Origin of the sequence: Amycolatopsis sp. 2-15 (assembly GCF_030285625.1) — a bacterium.
Classification (GTDB): domain Bacteria; phylum Actinomycetota; class Actinomycetes; order Mycobacteriales; family Pseudonocardiaceae; genus Amycolatopsis; species Amycolatopsis carbonis.
This window is the reverse complement of the sequence record NZ_CP127294.1, coordinates 9,106,965-9,123,942: the sequence shown is the minus strand read 5'-3', so window position 1 is coordinate 9,123,942 and position 16,978 is coordinate 9,106,965. Positions and strand designations below refer to the sequence as shown.

The 16,978-nt window shown below is 72.1% G+C and carries 15 protein-coding genes; 8 read left to right on the top strand and 7 right to left on the bottom strand.

The annotated features are described in order from the left end of the window. Nucleotides 1-5 precede the first annotated feature (5 nt). On the top strand, nt 6-1,790 hold the full coding sequence (locus QRX50_RS45020) for a Xaa-Pro dipeptidyl-peptidase (protein ID WP_285969158.1): 1,785 nt from the start codon (nt 6-8) through the stop codon (nt 1,788-1,790). On the opposite strand, the gene QRX50_RS45015 is transcribed toward QRX50_RS45020, so the two are convergent. From QRX50_RS45015 to QRX50_RS45005, 3 genes are all read right to left on the bottom strand, one after another. Further along, nucleotides 1,759-2,571: an alpha/beta fold hydrolase gene (locus QRX50_RS45015; RefSeq protein WP_285969157.1), complete on the bottom strand. Its 813-nt coding sequence runs from the start codon at nt 2,569-2,571 to the stop codon at nt 1,759-1,761. The genes QRX50_RS45020 and QRX50_RS45015 overlap by 32 nt on opposite strands. A 220-nt stretch (nt 2,572-2,791) precedes the next feature. Further along, nucleotides 2,792-3,433: a response regulator gene (locus tag QRX50_RS45010; protein ID WP_285974729.1), complete on the bottom strand. Its 642-nt coding sequence runs from the start codon at nt 3,431-3,433 to the stop codon at nt 2,792-2,794. Next, nucleotides 3,430-4,560: a sensor histidine kinase gene (locus QRX50_RS45005; protein WP_285969156.1), complete on the bottom strand. Its 1,131-nt coding sequence runs from the start codon at nt 4,558-4,560 to the stop codon at nt 3,430-3,432. The genes QRX50_RS45010 and QRX50_RS45005 overlap by 4 nt, the downstream gene beginning before the upstream one ends. 239 nt (nt 4,561-4,799) lie before the next feature. Here QRX50_RS45005 and QRX50_RS45000 point away from each other — a divergent pair, with 239 nt between their 5' ends. Both QRX50_RS45000 and QRX50_RS44995 read left to right on the top strand, forming a co-directional pair. Then, nucleotides 4,800-5,651, top strand: coding sequence for a M23 family metallopeptidase (locus tag QRX50_RS45000; protein WP_285969155.1), 852 nt, complete (start codon nt 4,800-4,802; stop codon nt 5,649-5,651). A gap of 147 nt (nt 5,652-5,798) precedes the next feature. Beyond that, entirely contained in the window at nt 5,799-6,872 is a 1,074-nt protein-coding gene (locus QRX50_RS44995) for a DUF4192 domain-containing protein (protein ID WP_285969154.1), read from the top strand. Between the two features lie 282 nt (nt 6,873-7,154). On the opposite strand, the gene galE is transcribed toward QRX50_RS44995, so the two are convergent. The 3 genes from galE to QRX50_RS44980 form a co-directional block, all read right to left on the bottom strand. After that, nucleotides 7,155-8,135, bottom strand: coding sequence for a UDP-glucose 4-epimerase GalE (galE, locus tag QRX50_RS44990; protein ID WP_285969153.1), 981 nt, complete (start codon nt 8,133-8,135; stop codon nt 7,155-7,157). A gap of 268 nt (nt 8,136-8,403) precedes the next feature. Next, entirely contained in the window at nt 8,404-9,588 is a 1,185-nt protein-coding gene (gene galK, locus QRX50_RS44985; RefSeq protein ID WP_285969152.1) for a galactokinase, read from the bottom strand. Then, a complete protein-coding gene (locus QRX50_RS44980; protein WP_285969151.1) occupies nt 9,585-10,307 on the bottom strand; it encodes an iron-dependent transcriptional repressor DtxR in 723 nt (240 codons plus the stop codon). Before QRX50_RS44980 ends, galK begins: the two co-directional genes overlap by 4 nt. A gap of 110 nt (nt 10,308-10,417) precedes the next feature. Between QRX50_RS44980 and QRX50_RS44975 the strand changes: the two genes are divergently transcribed. From QRX50_RS44975 to QRX50_RS44965, 3 genes are all read left to right on the top strand, one after another. After that, nucleotides 10,418-11,257 carry a sulfurtransferase gene (locus QRX50_RS44975; protein WP_285969150.1) on the top strand — a complete coding sequence of 280 codons (840 nt, stop codon included), beginning with the start codon at nt 10,418-10,420 and terminating at the stop codon, nt 11,255-11,257. Nucleotides 11,258-11,320: 63 nt separating this feature from the next. Next, nucleotides 11,321-12,493: an acetoin utilization protein AcuC gene (locus QRX50_RS44970; protein WP_285969149.1), complete on the top strand. Its 1,173-nt coding sequence runs from the start codon at nt 11,321-11,323 to the stop codon at nt 12,491-12,493. A gap of 2 nt (nt 12,494-12,495) precedes the next feature. Further along, on the top strand, nt 12,496-15,201 hold the full coding sequence (locus QRX50_RS44965; RefSeq protein ID WP_285969148.1) for a bifunctional acetate--CoA ligase family protein/GNAT family N-acetyltransferase: 2,706 nt from the start codon (nt 12,496-12,498) through the stop codon (nt 15,199-15,201). A gap of 9 nt (nt 15,202-15,210) precedes the next feature. Here QRX50_RS44965 and QRX50_RS50165 read toward each other — a convergent pair whose 3' ends face one another. Then, nucleotides 15,211-15,459, bottom strand: coding sequence for a carboxymuconolactone decarboxylase family protein (locus QRX50_RS50165; RefSeq protein ID WP_353074196.1), 249 nt, complete (start codon nt 15,457-15,459; stop codon nt 15,211-15,213). 8 nt (nt 15,460-15,467) lie between these two features. Between QRX50_RS50165 and QRX50_RS44960 the strand changes: the two genes are divergently transcribed. Together QRX50_RS44960 and QRX50_RS44955 are read left to right on the top strand one after the other, a co-directional pair. Further along, on the top strand, nt 15,468-16,094 hold the full coding sequence (locus QRX50_RS44960) for an SDR family oxidoreductase (RefSeq protein ID WP_285969147.1): 627 nt from the start codon (nt 15,468-15,470) through the stop codon (nt 16,092-16,094). 88 nt (nt 16,095-16,182) lie between these two features. After that, nucleotides 16,183-16,977, top strand: coding sequence for an MlaE family ABC transporter permease (locus tag QRX50_RS44955; protein WP_285969146.1), 795 nt, complete (start codon nt 16,183-16,185; stop codon nt 16,975-16,977). Nucleotide 16,978 lies beyond the last annotated feature (1 nt).

The window sequence follows — 16,978 nt, the reverse complement described above, 5'->3', positions numbered from 1 at the left end:
TTCTGGTGGGAGCTGCTCGGATCGCGTCCGTGCTCGCTGTTGTGCTCGTGCTTCCGCTCGGAACGGGGGTGGCGCAGGCGGATCCGCCCCCCGCGCCGGTGTTCTCCGACGGGCAGGCGCAGCCGGTGTTCGACCCGGCCGACGTGGTGCGCGAGGACGTCTGGGTCACCGCACCGGTGGACAGCGACCACGACGGGCGCGACGACCTCGTCCACGCGCAGGTGGTGCGGCCGCGCGCGACGGACGCCGGGATGAAAGTGCCGGTGGTGTACGAGGCGAGCCCGTATTTCGCGGGTGGCAACGACGTCGCGAACCACAACGTGGACGTGGAGCTGTCGGTGCCGGATTCGGGGCGGACCGCCGCCGTCGGCGTCGGCCCGCACGCGGCGCCGCCGATCCGCTGGAGCTACCAGGACTACTTCACCGCGCGCGGGTTCGCCGTGGTGTACGGGGAATCCCTGGGCACGGGCCTGTCCACGGGCTGCCCGACCACCGGCGATGTGAACGAGACCGTCGGCGCGCGGTCGGTGGTCGACTGGCTGAATGGTCGCGCCCCGGCGCGCGACGAGGCCGGCGCACCCGTGAGCGCGAGCTGGAGCACCGGGCACACGGGCATGATGGGCGTGTCCTACAACGGAACCCTGCCCAACGCCGTCGCGAGCACCGGCGTCAAGGGCCTCGAGACGATCGTGCCGATCGCCGCGATCTCGAACTGGTACGAGTACTACCGCAACGACGGCGCGGTCGTCGCCGCCGGCGGCTTCCAGGGCGAGGACACCGACGTGTTGGCTGAGTACGTCTACACGCGCGCCGACCGCCAGATCTGCCGTCCGGTGATCGATGGGCTCACCGCCGACCAGGACCGGGTGACCGGCGACTACGGCCCGTTCTGGGACGTGCGCAACTATCGCAATGACGTCGGCAAGGTGCACGCGTCCGTGCTCGCCGTGCACGGGCTGAACGACTGGAACGTGAAGACCGACCAGGTCGCTTCGTGGTACGAAGCCCTGAAGGCGCACGGGGTGGAGCACAAGATCTGGCTGCACCAGTCGGGCCACGCGGACCCGATCTCGCTGCGCCGTGACGTGTGGCTGACGACCTTGAACAAGTGGCTGTCGCACTACCTCTACGGCATCGACAACGGCATCGAGCGCGAACCGAAGGCGACGATCCAGCGCGAGGACAGTTCCTGGGTCGACGAAGCCGACTGGCCCGCGCCCGGCACTCGTGACGTGCAGGTCCACCCGTGGCCGGGCGGCCGCGCGAAGGGCACCCTCTCCGCTGTCGCCGTGCCTGGCCGCCCCACGGTGGAGGTCCTGGCCGACGACGCCTCGAAGACCGTGCAGCAACTCGCCGACGCCGCTTCGTCGGGCAACCGCCTGCTGTACGGGACTCCCGCGGTGAAGTCGCCGCTGCGCCTCTCGGGCACCGCGCGGGCCGACCTGCAGCTGTCGTTCGACCGGCCCGCCGCCAACGTCACGGTGGCCCTGCTGGACCGCGCCCCGGACGGTAAGTCGTTCGTGATCACGCGCGGCTGGACCGATCCGCAGAACCGGCTTTCGCCTGCGGTCACTTCGCCGATCGTGCCCGGGACCTCGTACCGCATCGGGGTTTCCCTGATGCCCAAGGACTACGTGCTGGCGGCCGGGCACCGCCTGGAGTTCCTCGTGGCCTCCAGCGACCATGACTATACGCTGCGGCCGCGTCCGGGAGCCGGGCTGTCGCTGGACCTCACGCGCACGTCGCTGACCCTGCCGGTCACCGGTGGGAAGCCGGCGCTGGGCTTCTGAGGAACTCCGCGACGACGGGGGCGAGGACCTTCATCGAGACGTTGTGGTTCTGGCCGTCCAGCGTGCGATGCCGGGCCTGGGGGAGTGCGTCGGCGAGGTCTTTCGCCGCGTGCTGCAGGCTTTTCGCGCTCTTGCCGCCGCTGAGGACGAGGGTGGGCCGGCCGACGGTGGTGAAGTCTGTCAACGCTTCGCCGTTCAGGTGACCTTCGAGGAGGGCGGCGTCGTACGGGAGCGTGTGGGCCACTGAGGTGAGGCGCTTCCAGACGCCGGGCATGATCCGCATCATCGGGATGACGAAGCCGGGGGCGCCCATGCCCTTCGTCATGAAGTACTTGACGGCTTCGCCGCGTTTCCCTTGGGCGATCAGCGTTTCCAGGTGTTCGGCGAAGTCGTGCGGCGGGTAGCCGGCCGAGGTGGTCACGAACGGCGGCTCGTAGAGCGCGAGCCTGGCCAGGGGCACGCCGGCCTTGGCCGCGCGCAGCGCCAGGACCGCGCCGGAGGACAGGCCCCACGCCGCCGCCTCACCGCCGGCGGCCCGCACGACGGCCGCCAGGTCTTCGACCTCGCGCTGCACGTCGTACGGCTGGGTGTCACCGCTGTCCCCGCGACCGCGGCGGTCGTAGTTGTAGACCGTGAAGCGCTCGGCCAGCAGGGCGGAAAGCTCGATCAGGCCGGGAAAGCGCCGGTAGCTGAACGCACCGGCCACGAGCACGACCGCGGGCCCTCGGCCCTGCTTGTCGTAGGCGATGCGGGTGCCGTCGGCTGAGGTGACGTGGTCCATGAGGTGGGGTCCTCTCTCTCGCTGGTGGGTTCATCCTGCTGGCCGATCATTGTAGTTGTCAAGACAAAAAAAGTCGTCGGTTGGAGGGTATGAACCTGACAACCGACGAGAAAGGCGCGGCGGCACGCTGGTCGCGGTGGTGCCGGCCCGCGTTCGCCGAACGGTGGAACGGCCACGGTGGTCCCCGACGCTGCCTCCGGCGAGTCGAGGCTGTCCGGCGTTAGTCCGCGATCCCAGCCCGGTACGCGAACGCCACGGCCTGCGCACGGTCCCGCAGGCCCGCCTTCGAGAACAGGTGATTCACGTGCGTCTTGACCGTGGCCTCGCTGACCACCAGCTCCCGCGCGATCTCCGTGTTCGACAGGCCGGCCGCGATGAGGCGCAGCACCTCGATCTCGCGCGCGGTCAAGCCCTCGACCTCGGCCGCACGCACGGGGGCCCGGCGCGTGGCGGCGTTGACGAGGCGGCGCTGCAGCTCGCCGTCCACTGTGGACTGGCCGGCCGCGGCGGAACGCAGCGCGCGGGCGATGGCCTCGGCGTCGGCGTCCTTCGTGAGGAAGCCGCGGGCGCCGGCGCGCAGGGCGCCGAGCAGGGACTCGTCGTCGGTGTAGGTGGTGAGGACCACGACCTCCGTGGCAGGGTAGCGCTCGCGGACGGCCTCGGTCGTGGAGACGCCGTCGCGGCGGGGCATGCGCAGGTCGACGAGCAGCACGTCCGGGTGGTGCTCGGCGACGAGCTCCAGTGCGGCGTCGCCGTCGGCGGCCGCGCCGACCACCTCGACGCCGGGCAGCAACCCCAGCAACGTCACGAGACCCTCACGCACCACGGCCTGGTCGTCGGCCAGCACCACGCGCAGGTTCACGCCGGCACCGTCAGGTGAATCCGCCATCCGTCCTCTCCTGGCCCGCTGTCCAGCTTTCCTTCGAGCAGCGCGACCCGCTCGGCCATGCCGCGCAAACCGTATCCCGCGGTGGGCGCGTCCGGCGGGCGGCGGCCCTGGCGGTCGAGCACCGTCAGCTCGACGTGTGACTCCGCGAAGGCGAGCGTGACGTCCACGTCGACTCCCGGCGCGTGCTTGCGCGTGTTCGACAGCGCCTCCTGCACGGCGCGGACGAGCGCGGTCGTCACGCCGGCGTCGAGGTCGCGCGGCTCACCCGCCACGACCAGGTCGGCGCGCGCGCCCGTGTCCAGGCGGTAGCCCGCGAGCAGGTCCGCCACGGCGCGCTGTGCGGGCACCGCGTCCTCCCGCAGCGCGGCGACGGCCTTGCGGGCCTCGGACAGCCCGTCCGAGGCCAGCTTCTGCGCCCGTTCGATCTGGGCGACGGCTTCGGGGCTGGCGCCGTCGCGCACGAGCATCAGCCGCGCGCCCTGCAGGTTGAGCGCGAGGCCGGCCAGGGAATGGGCGAGGACGTCGTGGACCTCACGCGCGATGCGCGCGCGTTCGGCCAGCGCCGCGGCGCGCGCGTGCTCCTCGGTGGCGGTCTGCGCGCGGGCCAGCGCGAGCTCCGTCTGCTCCAGCCGCGCCGCACGGTCGCGCCGGCTCGCGGCAAGCAGGACCATCACGATCAGGATGGCGAACAGCGCCAGCGCGTTCAGCCAGTCGAGCCGGTGCACCACGGCCCACGCGACGATCGCGACGGCACTCGACACCAGCACCACCGCGGTCAGCGCCCGCCCGAATGTCCGCAGCGTGTAGAACGTCGTGCTGAACATCGCCACCGACATCCAGCTGTTCGGGTCCAGCACCCACAGCGCGCCCGCCGCCGCGACCACCACCGGCATCGCCGCCGGCAACACCCACGCCGGCCTCGACCCCGGCGCCGCGGGCAGCAACGGCGCCGACGCCACCAGCGTCACGCCGAACAGGGCCCACGCCCACCACCCCGTGAGGTACGGGATCGAGATGATCAACGGGAACGCCACGAACCCCCACCGCACCCAGTCGGGCGCGCCGAGTCGCCAGCGATTCCCGGTGGTCGTGGTGGTCATGTCCCTCCCCGGTGCTTGTAGGGAGAATGTACGGGAGGTGCCCCTCGTGCGGCGGGGTGTGAAGGCGTTTCACGGAATGGTTTTCCGCTGCCGGGGCCGCTGCCGAAACAGTGTCGGGCGAGGCTGTTCGCCGTCGGGACACCCGGTGCTACCAGGTGGTTTGCCCGGCATGTACGCAAAATGTACTTCGCGCCGCTTTCCTGGTCCCCGTCATCCACGCCAAACAGGAGGTACGCACCATGTCCAGGTTGCGACGGCTCGCCGTGTTCGCCGCTGCCGCGGTGTTGCCCGCGCTCGGTCTCACGTTCGCCGCCCAGGCGCCCGCGTCCGCCGCGCCGAACTTCCAGGTGCCGTTCAAGTGCGGGGTCACCGTGACGGCCGCGACGTTCAGCGGGCACAACCCCGCCAACTCCGTCGACTTCCAGAAGTCCGGCATCACCGGGATGCCCGTGGTCGCGTCCGTGGCCGGCACCGTCACGCGCGTCGAGAACGAGGGCAGCACCAGCTACGGCCGCTGGATCGAGCTCGACCACGGTGGCGGCTGGCGGACCCGCTACGCGCACCTGTCCGCGCAGGAGGTGTCCGTGGGCCAGAAGGTGAGCGGTGGCGCCGAAATCGGCAAGGCGGGCGCGACGGGCGGTGTGACGGGACCCCACCTGCACTTCGAGGAGAACCTCAACGGAGTGACGCAGAAGGCCGTGCTCAACGGTGTCGCGGCCGTCTACTACGGCAAGAAGGACTTCACGAGCAAGAACAACTGCGGCGGCAACCCCTACTCGGCCACGGAGGTGTGCGGCTCCGGGTTCTCGGTGATCGACCAGCAGGGGCTGGGCTCGTCCGGCACCGCGTACCTGCTGTACAACGCGTCGACGAAGGCCAACTGCGTGACGACGCTGAAGTCGGTTTCGCTGGGTACCGCGAGCCCGACGTCGGCATTCCTGGAAGTGCAGGGCCAGGCGCGCACGACCGACTCCGGCAACTTCACCTACTACGCGGGGCCGGTGAAGAAGACCGCGGGCGCCACCTGCGTGAAGTGGGGCGGTTCGGTGGGCTCGGACACCTACACGAGCGCGTTCGAGCACTGCGGCTGAGCGGCCTAGCACACGGCACCGACACGAACCCGGTCCAGCCCGCGCGGCTGGGCCGGGTTTTCCACAACCGCGCCCTACTGCCCGCAGCTGTCCACAGATTTCCGCGACGGCCTTCCCCCGCTCGTTTCCCGCCGCACAGTGGAGTGCGTGACCACCTCGACCCCACCCGGCACGGCCCGGGCCCTGCTCACCGACCCGGCGCAGCTCATCGCGGCGCTGCCGTACCTGCTCGGCTTCAAACCCGCCGGCTCCGTCGTGCTGCTCGGGCACCGCCCGCCCGGCACGCGGATCGGCCTGATCCTGCGCGCGGACCTTCCGCCGCGTGATCTCCTTGCGGAGCAAGCGGATGCGCTCGCGCCGCGGTTCCGCGTGGACGACCACACGGGCGTCACCGTGGTGATCGTCGGCGGCCGGGCCGGCCCCGGCGGCGAGCTGCCCCACGCCGAGTTCGCCGCGGAACTGAGCCGCGCGCTCAAGGAGTACGAGCTGCCCGTGATGCATCCACTGTGGACACCGGAGATCTCGGCCGGGGCACCGTGGGCGTGCTACCGCGAACCCACCTGTGGCGGACTGCTGCCGGATCCCCGGGACACCGTGGTGGCCGCCACGATCACCAACGCCGGCTTCGTCTCCTTCCGCCGCGAGGACGTGCTGGCCTTGATGGAGCCGCGTTCTCCCGCGGCTCTGGTGCAGCGGCGCGCCCTGCTCTCCAGCGGGGCCCCACCGTGGGATCCCGACGACGTGCTCGCGGCGGCCGCCGAGGTACGCGCGGCGTTCTTCCGCCACCGCCGGGCCGAAGGTCCGCCGTCGGACGATCAGGCGGTGCGCCTTGCCCACGCCCTGCGCGTCCCGAAGGTCCGCGACGCTTGCCTGGCGACCGCGGTCCCGCCGGAGTCGCCCGTCGCCGTGGCCGCGATGAGCCTGTGGCTGGAGCTCGTGCGCGAACTGCCCGCGCCCCACCGCGCGGACGCCGCCGCCCTCGTCGCCTACGCGGCCCTCATGCGCAGTGAGGGCGCTCTCGCGGGCATGGCACTGACCAACGCCCTGGACGCCTGCCCCGACCACGTCCTGGCGCAGCTGCTCCACGCGGTTTGGAACCTCGGCACGGACCCGGCGAGGCTTGCTGGGCTGGCTTCGCTGCCGGATGCCGTGGACCTGGGTCTGTCGTTGCCGGAACTGAGTGTGGACGATCCGCCGCCTGACGTCGGGCCCGGACGGTGAGGCAGGCCGCGGCTGCCACGGATTCGGCGCCGCGTCGGATGTCGCCGCGGCCTGCCTCCCGCAGCCCGATGAGCCGCAACCGGACGACTGGCGGGTCGACGAGCGTCGCTCACGGCCGGGCGAGCCGCGGGTGGCGGTCGCTGCGGTCGGGGGCTGAAGTTCGTGGACCTGGGTCTGTCGTTGCCGGAGCCCGGCCGCCGAACGTGGTGATACACAGCACGGAAAACGCGTCCGGCGGGCCCAGGCTCACCAGGAGCCCGGACCCGCCGGAAGCGAGAGCGGTCAGGAGCGGCGCGACTGCGTGAACGCCCAGGCGTCGGAGACGATGCCGTCGAGGTCGGTGCGCTCGGGTTTCCAGCCGAGTTCGCGGCCGGCCTTTTCGCTGGAGGCCACGAGGACCGACGGGTCGCCCGCGCGGCGCGGGGCGACCTGCGCCGGGATGGGGTGGCCGGTCACGCGGCGGCAGGACTCGACGACCTCCAGCACGGAGAAGCCGGTGCCGCTGCCGAGGTTGTAGATGCGGTGCTCGCCGGGCGTCGCGTGGCGCAGCGCGAGCTGGTGGGCGTCGGCGAGGTCGACGACGTGGATGTAGTCGCGCACGGCCGTGTGGTCGGGCGTCGGGTAGTCGTCGCCGTAGATGGAGATGTGGGCGCGGTCGCCGGTGGCGACCTGGAGCACGAGGGGGATGAGGTGCGTTTCGGTGGTGTGGCGCTCGCCGAAGGCGTGGTAGGCGCCGGCGACGTTGAAGTAACGCAGGCTCACCGCGGCGATGCCGTGGGCGCGGGCGAAGCTCGTGATGGCGTGGTCGATCGCGAGCTTGGACGCGCCGTAGGTGTTGGTGGGCTGCGTCGGCGCGGTCTCCGGGATCGGCGACGACTCGGGCTCGCCGTAGGTGGCCGCGGTGGAGGAGAACACCAGGCGCGGCGTGCCGTGGGCCTTCATGGCCTCCAGCAGGCGCAGGGAGGTGACGACGTTGCCTTCCCAGTACTTCGCCGGGTCCGTCATCGACTCGCCGACGAGCGACTTCGCGGCGAAGTGCAGCACGCCGTCGAAGCCCTCGCCGAGGACGTCGGCGGCTACGGCGGCGGCGTCGCCCTCGATGAAGCGCGCGTCCGGGTGCACGGCGTCGGCGTGCCCGGTGGACAGGTCGTCCACGACCGTGACCTGGTGACCGGCCTCGATGAGCCGCGCGGCGCACACGCTGCCCACGTAGCCGGCGCCACCCGTGACGATCAGTTTCAGGGGGCAATGCGGGTCCGTCACGGTGTGGCCTTTCTGGTGTGGGCGGTGACTGTGCGCCACAGTCTCCCCTCACCGCGCCGCGCCCGGCCGCCCGGGGGTTGCCGCGGCCGATCCGGCTCGCCGGCGAATGCGTGGGCCCCGGACGCGCCGCTGCCCTCAGGCACGACGCTGCCCCCGGAGATGACGCTGCCCCCGAGACCGGAGTCCCGAGGGCAGTGCCGCAACCAAAAGTGCCCCAGCCGAAAGCGCCGCGACCAAAAGTGCCGAAAGTGCCGCGGCCGATACCGCGTCAGACGGTGTCGCGCCCCGCGCCGCGGGAAGGCACCGCGGTGAAGGTGCGCGGGCGGCGGAGCCCGGCGGCCTCGAAGGCCCGCTCGACGGCCGCGCGGACGGGTTCCAGGTCGGCCTCGCGGACCAGCGCGATGGCCGAGCCGCCGAAGCCGCCGCCGGTCATGCGGGCACCGAGGGCGCCGGCGGAGCGCGCGGAGTCTACGGCGAGGTCGAGTTCGGAGGTGGAGATGCGGTAGTCGTCGCGCATGCTGGCGTGGGAGGCGTCCAGGTGCGGGCCGATGTCGGTGAGGCGGCCCTCGCGGAGCAGGGCCACGACGTCGAGTACACGCTGGTTCTCGGTGACGACGTGGCGCACGAGCGGCGCGAGGTCGTCGGGCAGCTGGGCCAGGGCGGCGTCGAGACCCTCGAGGGTGACGTCGCGCAGGGCCTTCACGCCCAGCAGCTCGGCGGCGCGCTCGGTGCCGCGGCGGCGTTCGCCGTAGCCGCCTTCGGCGTGGGAGTGCTTGGTGCGGGTGTCGATGATCAGCACGCGGACGCCGGCCTCGGCGAGCGGGAAGGGCACCTGCTCCATCTCGCCCGAGCGGACGTCGAGGAACAGCACGCAGGAGTCCTGGCAGCACAACGACGCCGTCTGGTCGAGCAGGCCGGTGGGGGCGCCGACGAAGTCGTTCTCGGAGCGCTGCACCCAGCGGGCGATCTCAGGGCGCGTCGGGGTGCCGGGCAGCTCGGCGTCGAGTTCGACGCCGGCGAGGCCGAGCAGCGCGAGGGAGACGGCGCATTCGAGGGCGTGGGACGAGGACAGGCCGGCGCCGGAGGGGACGTCACCGGCGATGACCAGGTCGGCGCCCGCGGCGTGGCCGTGGTCGCGCAGCACCCAGGCGACGCCCGCGGGGTAGGCGGCCCAGCCTTCGACCGAACCCGGTTCGAGGGAAGCGATGTCGAGGAGGTCGGAGTACTGGAGCCGGCCGTCGTCGCCGAGGGTGGCGACGTTGAGCTTGCCGTCGGCACGCGGCGTGGCCGCCACGGCGAGGCGGTGGGGGAGGGCGAAGGGCAGCACGAAGCCGTCGTTGTAGTCGGTGTGCTCACCGATCAGGTTCACCCGGCCGGGAGCGGACCAGATCCCGGCCGGGGCGCGGTCGTGGATCCGGTGGAACGCGTCGGCGGCGTCTTGGGCGGGGCTCACCTGGCCTGCGCCAGCACGGCGTGCAACGCCGAGGTGGAGACCTGCGCCGAGGAGTCGCTGCCGGTGATCTCGATGGTCACGGTGCCGCCGTTGGCCTTGCCGACCGTGACGCGGCCGCCGGGCACGATGCCGACGGACTTGAGCTCGGTGAGCAGCGACTCGTCGAGCTGCACGTGCTCGGCGATGCGGCGCACCACGACGTCGCCGCCGCCGGTTCGCGCGAACTCGTCGAGGCGCACGAGGTCGGACTCGGCGGGCGGGGCGGGGTCGCCGTCGCCCAGCTTGTCGAGGCCCGGGATCGGGTTGCCGTAGGGCGAGGTGGTCGGGTGGTCGAGCAGCTTGACCAGCTTGCGCTCGACGGCCTCGCTCATCACGTGCTCCCAGCGGCACGCCTCGGTGTGCACGTGCTCCCACTCGAGCCCGATGACGTCGACGAGGAGACGCTCGGCGAGACGGTGCTTGCGCATGACGGCGATGGCCAGCTCACGACCGTGGTCGGTCAGCTGCAGGTGCCGGTCGTCGGCCACGACCACCAATCCGTCGCGTTCCATCCTGGCCACGGTCTGGCTCACGGTCGGCCCGCTCTGCTGCAGGCGTTCCGCGATCCTTGCCCGCAGCGGGACGACACCCTCTTCTTCGAGCTCGTAGATGGTACGCAAGTACATCTCGGTGGTGTCGATGAGATCGTTCACGCTGTCCCCTTCGTCCGCGTAGCTCATCGTAGTCGTTGGCCCCGGCACCGACGGCACGCGCCGACATAACAAGCCGGGCGGGCTGAAAAGTCCGGCCCGGGTGCGCGCCCGGCGCCTGGACCTGCAGGATGGAGCGCATGGGACCGTTGATCACCCCCGCCGAGCTCGCCGCCCTGCCCGAGGCGCGGCGCCCCGTGGTGCTGGACGTCCGCTGGCGCCTGGCCGGGCCGCCCGCCGCCGAGTCCTACCGCGAGGGCCACGTGCCCGGGGCGGTGTTCGTCGACCTCGACACCGCGCTGGCCGCGCCGCCCGGCGACGGCGGCCGTCACCCCCTGCCCGACCCCGCCGACCTGCAGCGTGAGCTGCGCGAAGCCGGCGTGAGCGCCGGGCGGCCGGTGATCGTGTACGACGATGCCGACGGCTCCGTCGCCGCCCGCGCCTGGTGGCTGCTGCGCTGGGCCGGGCACACCGACGTGGCGGTGCTTGACGGCGGTTACGCAGCGTGGCTCGCCGAAGGCCGCGAGACGGCCACCGACGCCCCCGCCCCCGAACCCGGCGACTTCGAGGTGCGCCCGGGCGGCATGCCGGTGCTCACGGCCGACGAAGCCGCCGCCCGCGCCCGTGCCGGTGTGCTGTTCGACGCCCGCGCCCACACGCGCTACACGGGAGAGACCGAGCCGGTCGACCCGCGCGCCGGCCACATCCCCGGGGCGATCAGCGCGCCGTCGGCCGAGCACGTCGGGGAAGACGGCCGCTGGCGCACGCCCGCCGACCTCGCCGCGCGCTTCGCCGACCTGGGACTGACAGCAGGCACCCCCGTCGGCGCGTACTGCGGCTCCGGCGTCACGGCGTCGTCGGTCGTGCTCGCGCTGGAGGTCGCGGGCCACCCCGAGCCGGCTGCGCTGTACACCGGCTCCTGGTCGCACTGGTCACGCGACCCCGAACGCCCTGCCGCCACCGGTCCCGAACGCGGCTGACCGGCCGCGCCGGCCCGAAGCCGAACCCGGCTCGGGCGCGCCGAGGCCAGTACAGTGCGGTACATGTCCTCGCCTGCTGTCGTCTGGGATGCCGCGCTGCTGGGATACGACCTGGGCGGGGAGCATCCGTTCAACCCCGTCCGCCTGGAGCTCACGATCCGGCTGGCCACGGAGCTCGGCGTGCTGAACGACGTCGAGCTGCTCGTGCCCACCGCGGCCGGCGACGAGGAGCTGCTGCGCATCCACGCGCCCGAGTACCTCGCGGCCGTGCGGGAGGCACCGCTCGTCGGCTGGGACGTCGGTCACGGGCTGGGCACGTCGGACAACCCGGTGTTCAGCGGGATGCACGACGCGTCGGCACTGGTGGTCGGCTCGACGCTGCTCGCGGCGCGCAAGATCGCCGACGGTGAGGTGAAGCGCGCGGTCAACATCGCCGGCGGGCTGCACCACGCGATGCGCGACCACGCGTCGGGCTTCTGCGTCTACAACGACTGCGCCATCGCCATCTCCTGGCTGCTCGACCACGGTTTCGACCGCGTCGCCTACCTCGACACCGACGTGCACCACGGCGACGGGGTCCAGACCGCCTTCTACGACGACCCGCGTGTGCTCACCGTTTCGCTGCACCAGCACCCGTTCACGCTCTGGCCCGGCACCGGCTACGCCGCCGAGATCGGCAACGGCAAGGCCGCCGGCACCTCGGTGAACATCCCGCTGCCGCCGCACACGAAGGATCCGGGCTGGCTGCGGGCGTTCAACGCGGTCGTCCCCTCGCTGCTGGCCGAGTTCGAGCCGCAGATCCTCGTGACGCAGTGCGGCGTCGACTCGCACGAGGAAGACCCGCTGGCCGACCTGTCGCTCTCGGTCGACGGGCACCGCACCATCTACTCGACGATGCGCGACCTCGCCGAGACCTACAGCGGCGGGCGCTGGCTCGCCGTCGGCGGGGGCGGTTACCAGCTGATCCGCGTGGTCCCGCGCTCGTGGACGCACCTGATCGCCACGGTGCTCGACCGCGACGTCGCGCCCGACACGGCGCTGCCGCCCGGCTGGGTCTCCTCGATCACCAAAGCCGCGCCCACCGCCGAGATCCCGCCCGCGATGACCGACGACAAGGACACGGCGTTCAAGCCGTGGGGCGACGCCGCCGACGACCCGGTCGACATCGCGATCCGCGACACCCGCCGCGCGGTGTTCCCGCTGCACGGTCTCGACCCGGACGATCCCAGGGACTGACGATGTCCGAAGAGTCGGCGCCCCGAAACGGCCTGCGCGACCCGTACGACTACCCCCGCGACTGGGAGGCCGACGTCGTCCTGTCCGACGGCGGCACCGTGCACCTGCGGCCCGTCGTGCCCACGGACGCCGACGGCCTCGTCGCCTTCCACAGCAGGCTTTCCGAGCGCACGCGTTACCTGCGTTACTTCGGGGCCTACCCCCGGATCCCGCCGCGCGACCTGCAGCGGTTCTCCACTGTGGACCACCACGACCGGGTCGCGTTCGTCGCGCTGCTCGGCGACGACATCGTGGCCGTCGGGCGCTACGAGCGGCTCGACGGCGGCCCCTCGGCCGAGGTCGCGTTCGTCGTCGACGACAAGCACCAGGGCCGCGGCCTCGGCTCGATCCTGCTGGAGCACCTGGCCGCCGCCGCGTCGGAGAGCGGGCTGCGCCGGTTCGTCGCCGAGGTCCTCGCCGAGAACGCGCCCATGGTCCGCGTGTTCCGCGACGCCGGCTACCAGGTCAGCCGCGCCATCGAGGAAGGCGTGCTGCACCTGGAGTTCAGCATCGACCCGACGGAGGAGTCGCTGGCCGTCGCGCGCTCGCGCGAGCAGGCAGCCGAGGCGCGCAGCGTGCACAACCTGCTGCACCCGCGGTCGGTGGCGGTGATCGGCGCTTCGGCCGACCACACGAAGGTCGGCCACGTCGCCTTCCGCAACCTGCTCGCCGCCGATTTCACCGGCACCGTCTTCCCGGTCAACCCCGAGCACCGCTCGGTGCGTGGCGTGCGCGCGTACGCGTCGGTACTCGACATCCCGGACCCGGTCGACCTCGCGCTGGTCGCGGTGCCGGCCGAGCTCGTCGAGTCCGTGCTGGACGCGTGTCTCGCCAAAGGCGTGAAGACGCTGGTCATCGTCTCCGGCGGCTTCGCCGAGTCCGGCCCGCTCGGCCTGCACGCCGAGCTGCGGCTCGTCGGCGAGGCCCGCGCCCACGGCATGCGCGTGGTCGGCCCGAACGCGCTCGGCGTGCTCAACACCGCGCCCGGTGTGCGGCTCAACGCCACCCTCGCCCCGCAGCTGCCGCGCCGCGGGCACACCGGCTTTTTCTGCCAGTCCGGCGCGCTCGGCACGGCGATCCTGGCCGACGCCGGTTCGCGTGGCCTGGGCCTGTCCACGTTCGTCTCCGCCGGCAACCGCGCCGACGTCTCGGGCAACGATCTGCTGCAGTACTGGGAAACCGACCCCGAGACCGACCTCGTGCTGCTCTACCTGGAGTCCTTCGGCAACCCGCGCAAGTTCGCGCGGCTGGCGCGGCGGCTCGCGCGGAACAAGCCGATCGTCGCGGTGAAGTCGGGCCGCCACGCCGTGCGCCCGCAGCTGGCCGCAACGTCGGCGGAGGTCGACGAGGCGAGCGTGCAGGCGCTGTTCGAGCAGGCCGGGGTGGTGCGCGTGGAGTCGCTCGCGCAGCTCTTCGACACCGCGCTCGTGTTCGCGCACCAGCCGCTGCCCGCCGGGCCGCGGATCGCGATCGTCGGCAACTCGAGCGCCATCGGGCTGCTGGCCGCGGACACCGCGCGGGCGCAGGGGCTGCACCTCGCCTTCGACCCCGTGGACATCGGCCCGCAGGCCGGGCCCGAGGCGTTCGCCGCCGCGGTGCGCGAGGCCCTCGACTCGCCGGAGACCGACGCGCTCATCGCCGTGTTCGCCCCGCCGATCACCATCCCCGGCACCGCGTACGCGCGGGCGCTGAAGGAAGCCGTGCTGGAGCACGAGCGGACGAAACCGGTCGTCTCCACGTTCCTCGCAGTCGAGGGTGTGCCCGACGAACTGGCCGTGCTGAGCGAAGACGGTGTGCCCACGCGGGGTTCGATCCCGTCGTACCCGAGCCCGGAGCGCGCGGTGACCGCGTTGTCCCGCGTGGTGCGGTATTCGGCGTGGCGGCAGCGTCCACAGGGGACACTGGTGCGCCCGGGTGGGCTGCACGTCGAGCAGGCGCAGTCGATCGTGCGCGAGCTGCTCGCCGAGGCCGACGGGCACTCCACGATGCTGTCCGACGACGATGTGGTGCGGCTGCTCGGCTGCTACGGCGTCGACGTGGTCCCGTTCCGCGTGGTGTCCGATGTGGACGCCGCCGTGGCGGCCGCGGCCGAGCTGGGCTACCCGGTCACGCTCAAGGCCGTGGACGAGCGCCTGCGCGGCCGGCCCGACCTCGCGGGCGTGCGGCTGGACCTCACGTCGGAGGACTCCGTGCGCGTGGCCTACCGCGACCTGTGCGAGGTCTCCGGCGACAACGAGCTCTACGTGCAACGCATGGCCGCCAAGGGCATCTCGTGCGTGATCGGCCTGCAGGACGATCCATCGTTCGGCACGCTCGTGTCCTTCGGGCTCTCGGGCCTGGTCAGCACACTGCTCGGCGACCGGGCCTACCGCGCGGTGCCGGTCACCGACGTCGACGCCGCCACGCTCATCCGCGAGCCCCGCACGTCACCCCTGCTCACCGGCTACCGCGGCGACGAGCCCGCGGACCTGGCGGCGTTGCAGGACATGGTGCTGCGCGTGGCCGCGCTGGCCGAGGACAACCCGGAAGTCCGGTCGCTGGCGCTCGACCCGATCCTCGCCTCGCCCGACGGCGCCTTCGTGGCCAACGCGCGCATGGTGCTGGGCCCGCCGCCGACCCGGCCGGACACCGGGCCGCGGCGGTTGCGCCACATCACGCCGTCGGAGTGACGCGCGGGTTCACCAGATCTTGCCGGCCTGCTCCCCGCGCACGCGGTTGATGCGGTTGAAGAAGTTCGTCATCGCGATCTCCAGCGTGAGCGCGGACAGCTGCTCCTCGGTGAAGTGGGCCGCCGCGGCTTCGCGGATCTCTGGCGTGACGCCCGCGGCGCCGGCCTGCAGCCGGGTCGCGGCCTCCGTCAGCGCGAGCGCCGCGCGTTCCGCTTCGGTGAAGAAAGGCGTGTCGCGCCAGGCGGCGACGTTGTGCAGCCGCTCGTTTGTCTCGCCGTGCTTCTTCGCCGCTTCGGCCCCGGCGTACGCGCAGGGGCTGCGACGAAGACGGCTGGACGGCCGCGGTCGAGCGGACCGTCGCCGAGTTCGGGCCGCCGACGGTGCTCGTGAACAACGCCGGCGTGCTGCACTTCGCCGAGCTGGCCGGCACCACGCTGGCCGACTACGAACGCGTGGTGGGCGTGAACCAGATCGGGGCGTTTCTCGGGATGCGGTCGGTCGTTGAACCGATGACCGTGGCCGGTGGCGGCTCCATCGTCAACGTGTCCTCTGTGGAGGGACTTGCCGGCATGCCGTTCCTCGTCGCCTACACCGCGAGCAAGTTCGCGATCCGCGGGATGACCAAGGTCGCCGCGCTGGAGCTGGGCGCGCGCGGCATCCGGGTGGACTCCGTCCACCCCGGCATGATCGACACGAAGATGGTTTCCGAAGCCGCCGGCACGGATGTCGACGTGTCGTGGGTCGGCAAGAAGGTGGCGCTCGGCCGGGTGGGGCGGGCCGACGAGATCGCGCCGCTGCTCGTGTTCCTGGCGAGTGACGAGAGCTCGTACTGCACCAGGAGCGAGTTCGTAGCGGATGGCGGGGCTACGGCGACTCACGCGTTGAAGCTGTGATCCAGGCGACTGAGAGCGAGCAGTGAACACCGCTAACGGAAATCGGGCGGGAGGTATGGACAAGACTCGGGGGTGACTACTGGGAGGTGTGGTGAGCGAGAGCGGCTCGATCATCCTCCCGGGCACCGCGGCGCTGACCCAGGTCGGCCGGCTCGCCACGCTGTCCTGGGAGGTGCTGCGGGCGATCTTCCGGCGTCCGTTCCAGTTCCGCGAATGGATCCAGCAGTGCTGGTTCTTCGCGAGCGTCACGATCCTGCCGACGGCGCTGGTCGCCATCCCGTTCGGGGCCGTGATCGCGCTCCAGCTGGGGTCGCTGACCACGCAGATCGGCGCGCAGTCGTTCACAGGGGCCGCGAGCGCGCTCGCGATCGTGCAGCAGGCCGCCCCGCTGATCACGGCGCTGCTCGTGGCCGGCGCGGGCGGCAGCGCGGTCTGCGCGGACATCGGCGCGCGCAAGATCCGCGAAGAGATCGACGCGATGGAAGTGCTCGGCGTCAACCCGATCCAGCGCATTGTGGTGCCGCGAGTGCTGGCCGCGATCGTGGTGTCGGTGCTGCTCAACGGCCTGGTCAGCGTCGTCGGCGTGCTCGGCGGCTACTTCTTCAACGTCGTGCTCCAGGGCGGCACTCCGGGCGCGTACCTGGCCAGCTTCAACGCGCTGGCCCAGGTGCCGGACCTGTGGATCAGCGAGATCAAGGCGTTCCTCTACGGCTTCGTCGCCGGCGTGGTCGCGGCCTACCGCGGCCTGAACCCCGCGGGCGGGCCGAAGGGGGTGGGCGACGCGGTGAACCAGGCCGTGGTGATCACGTTCCTGCTGCTGTTCCTCATCAACGTCGTGCTCACCGCGATCTACCTCAAGATCGTGCCGCCGAAGGCGCTGTGAC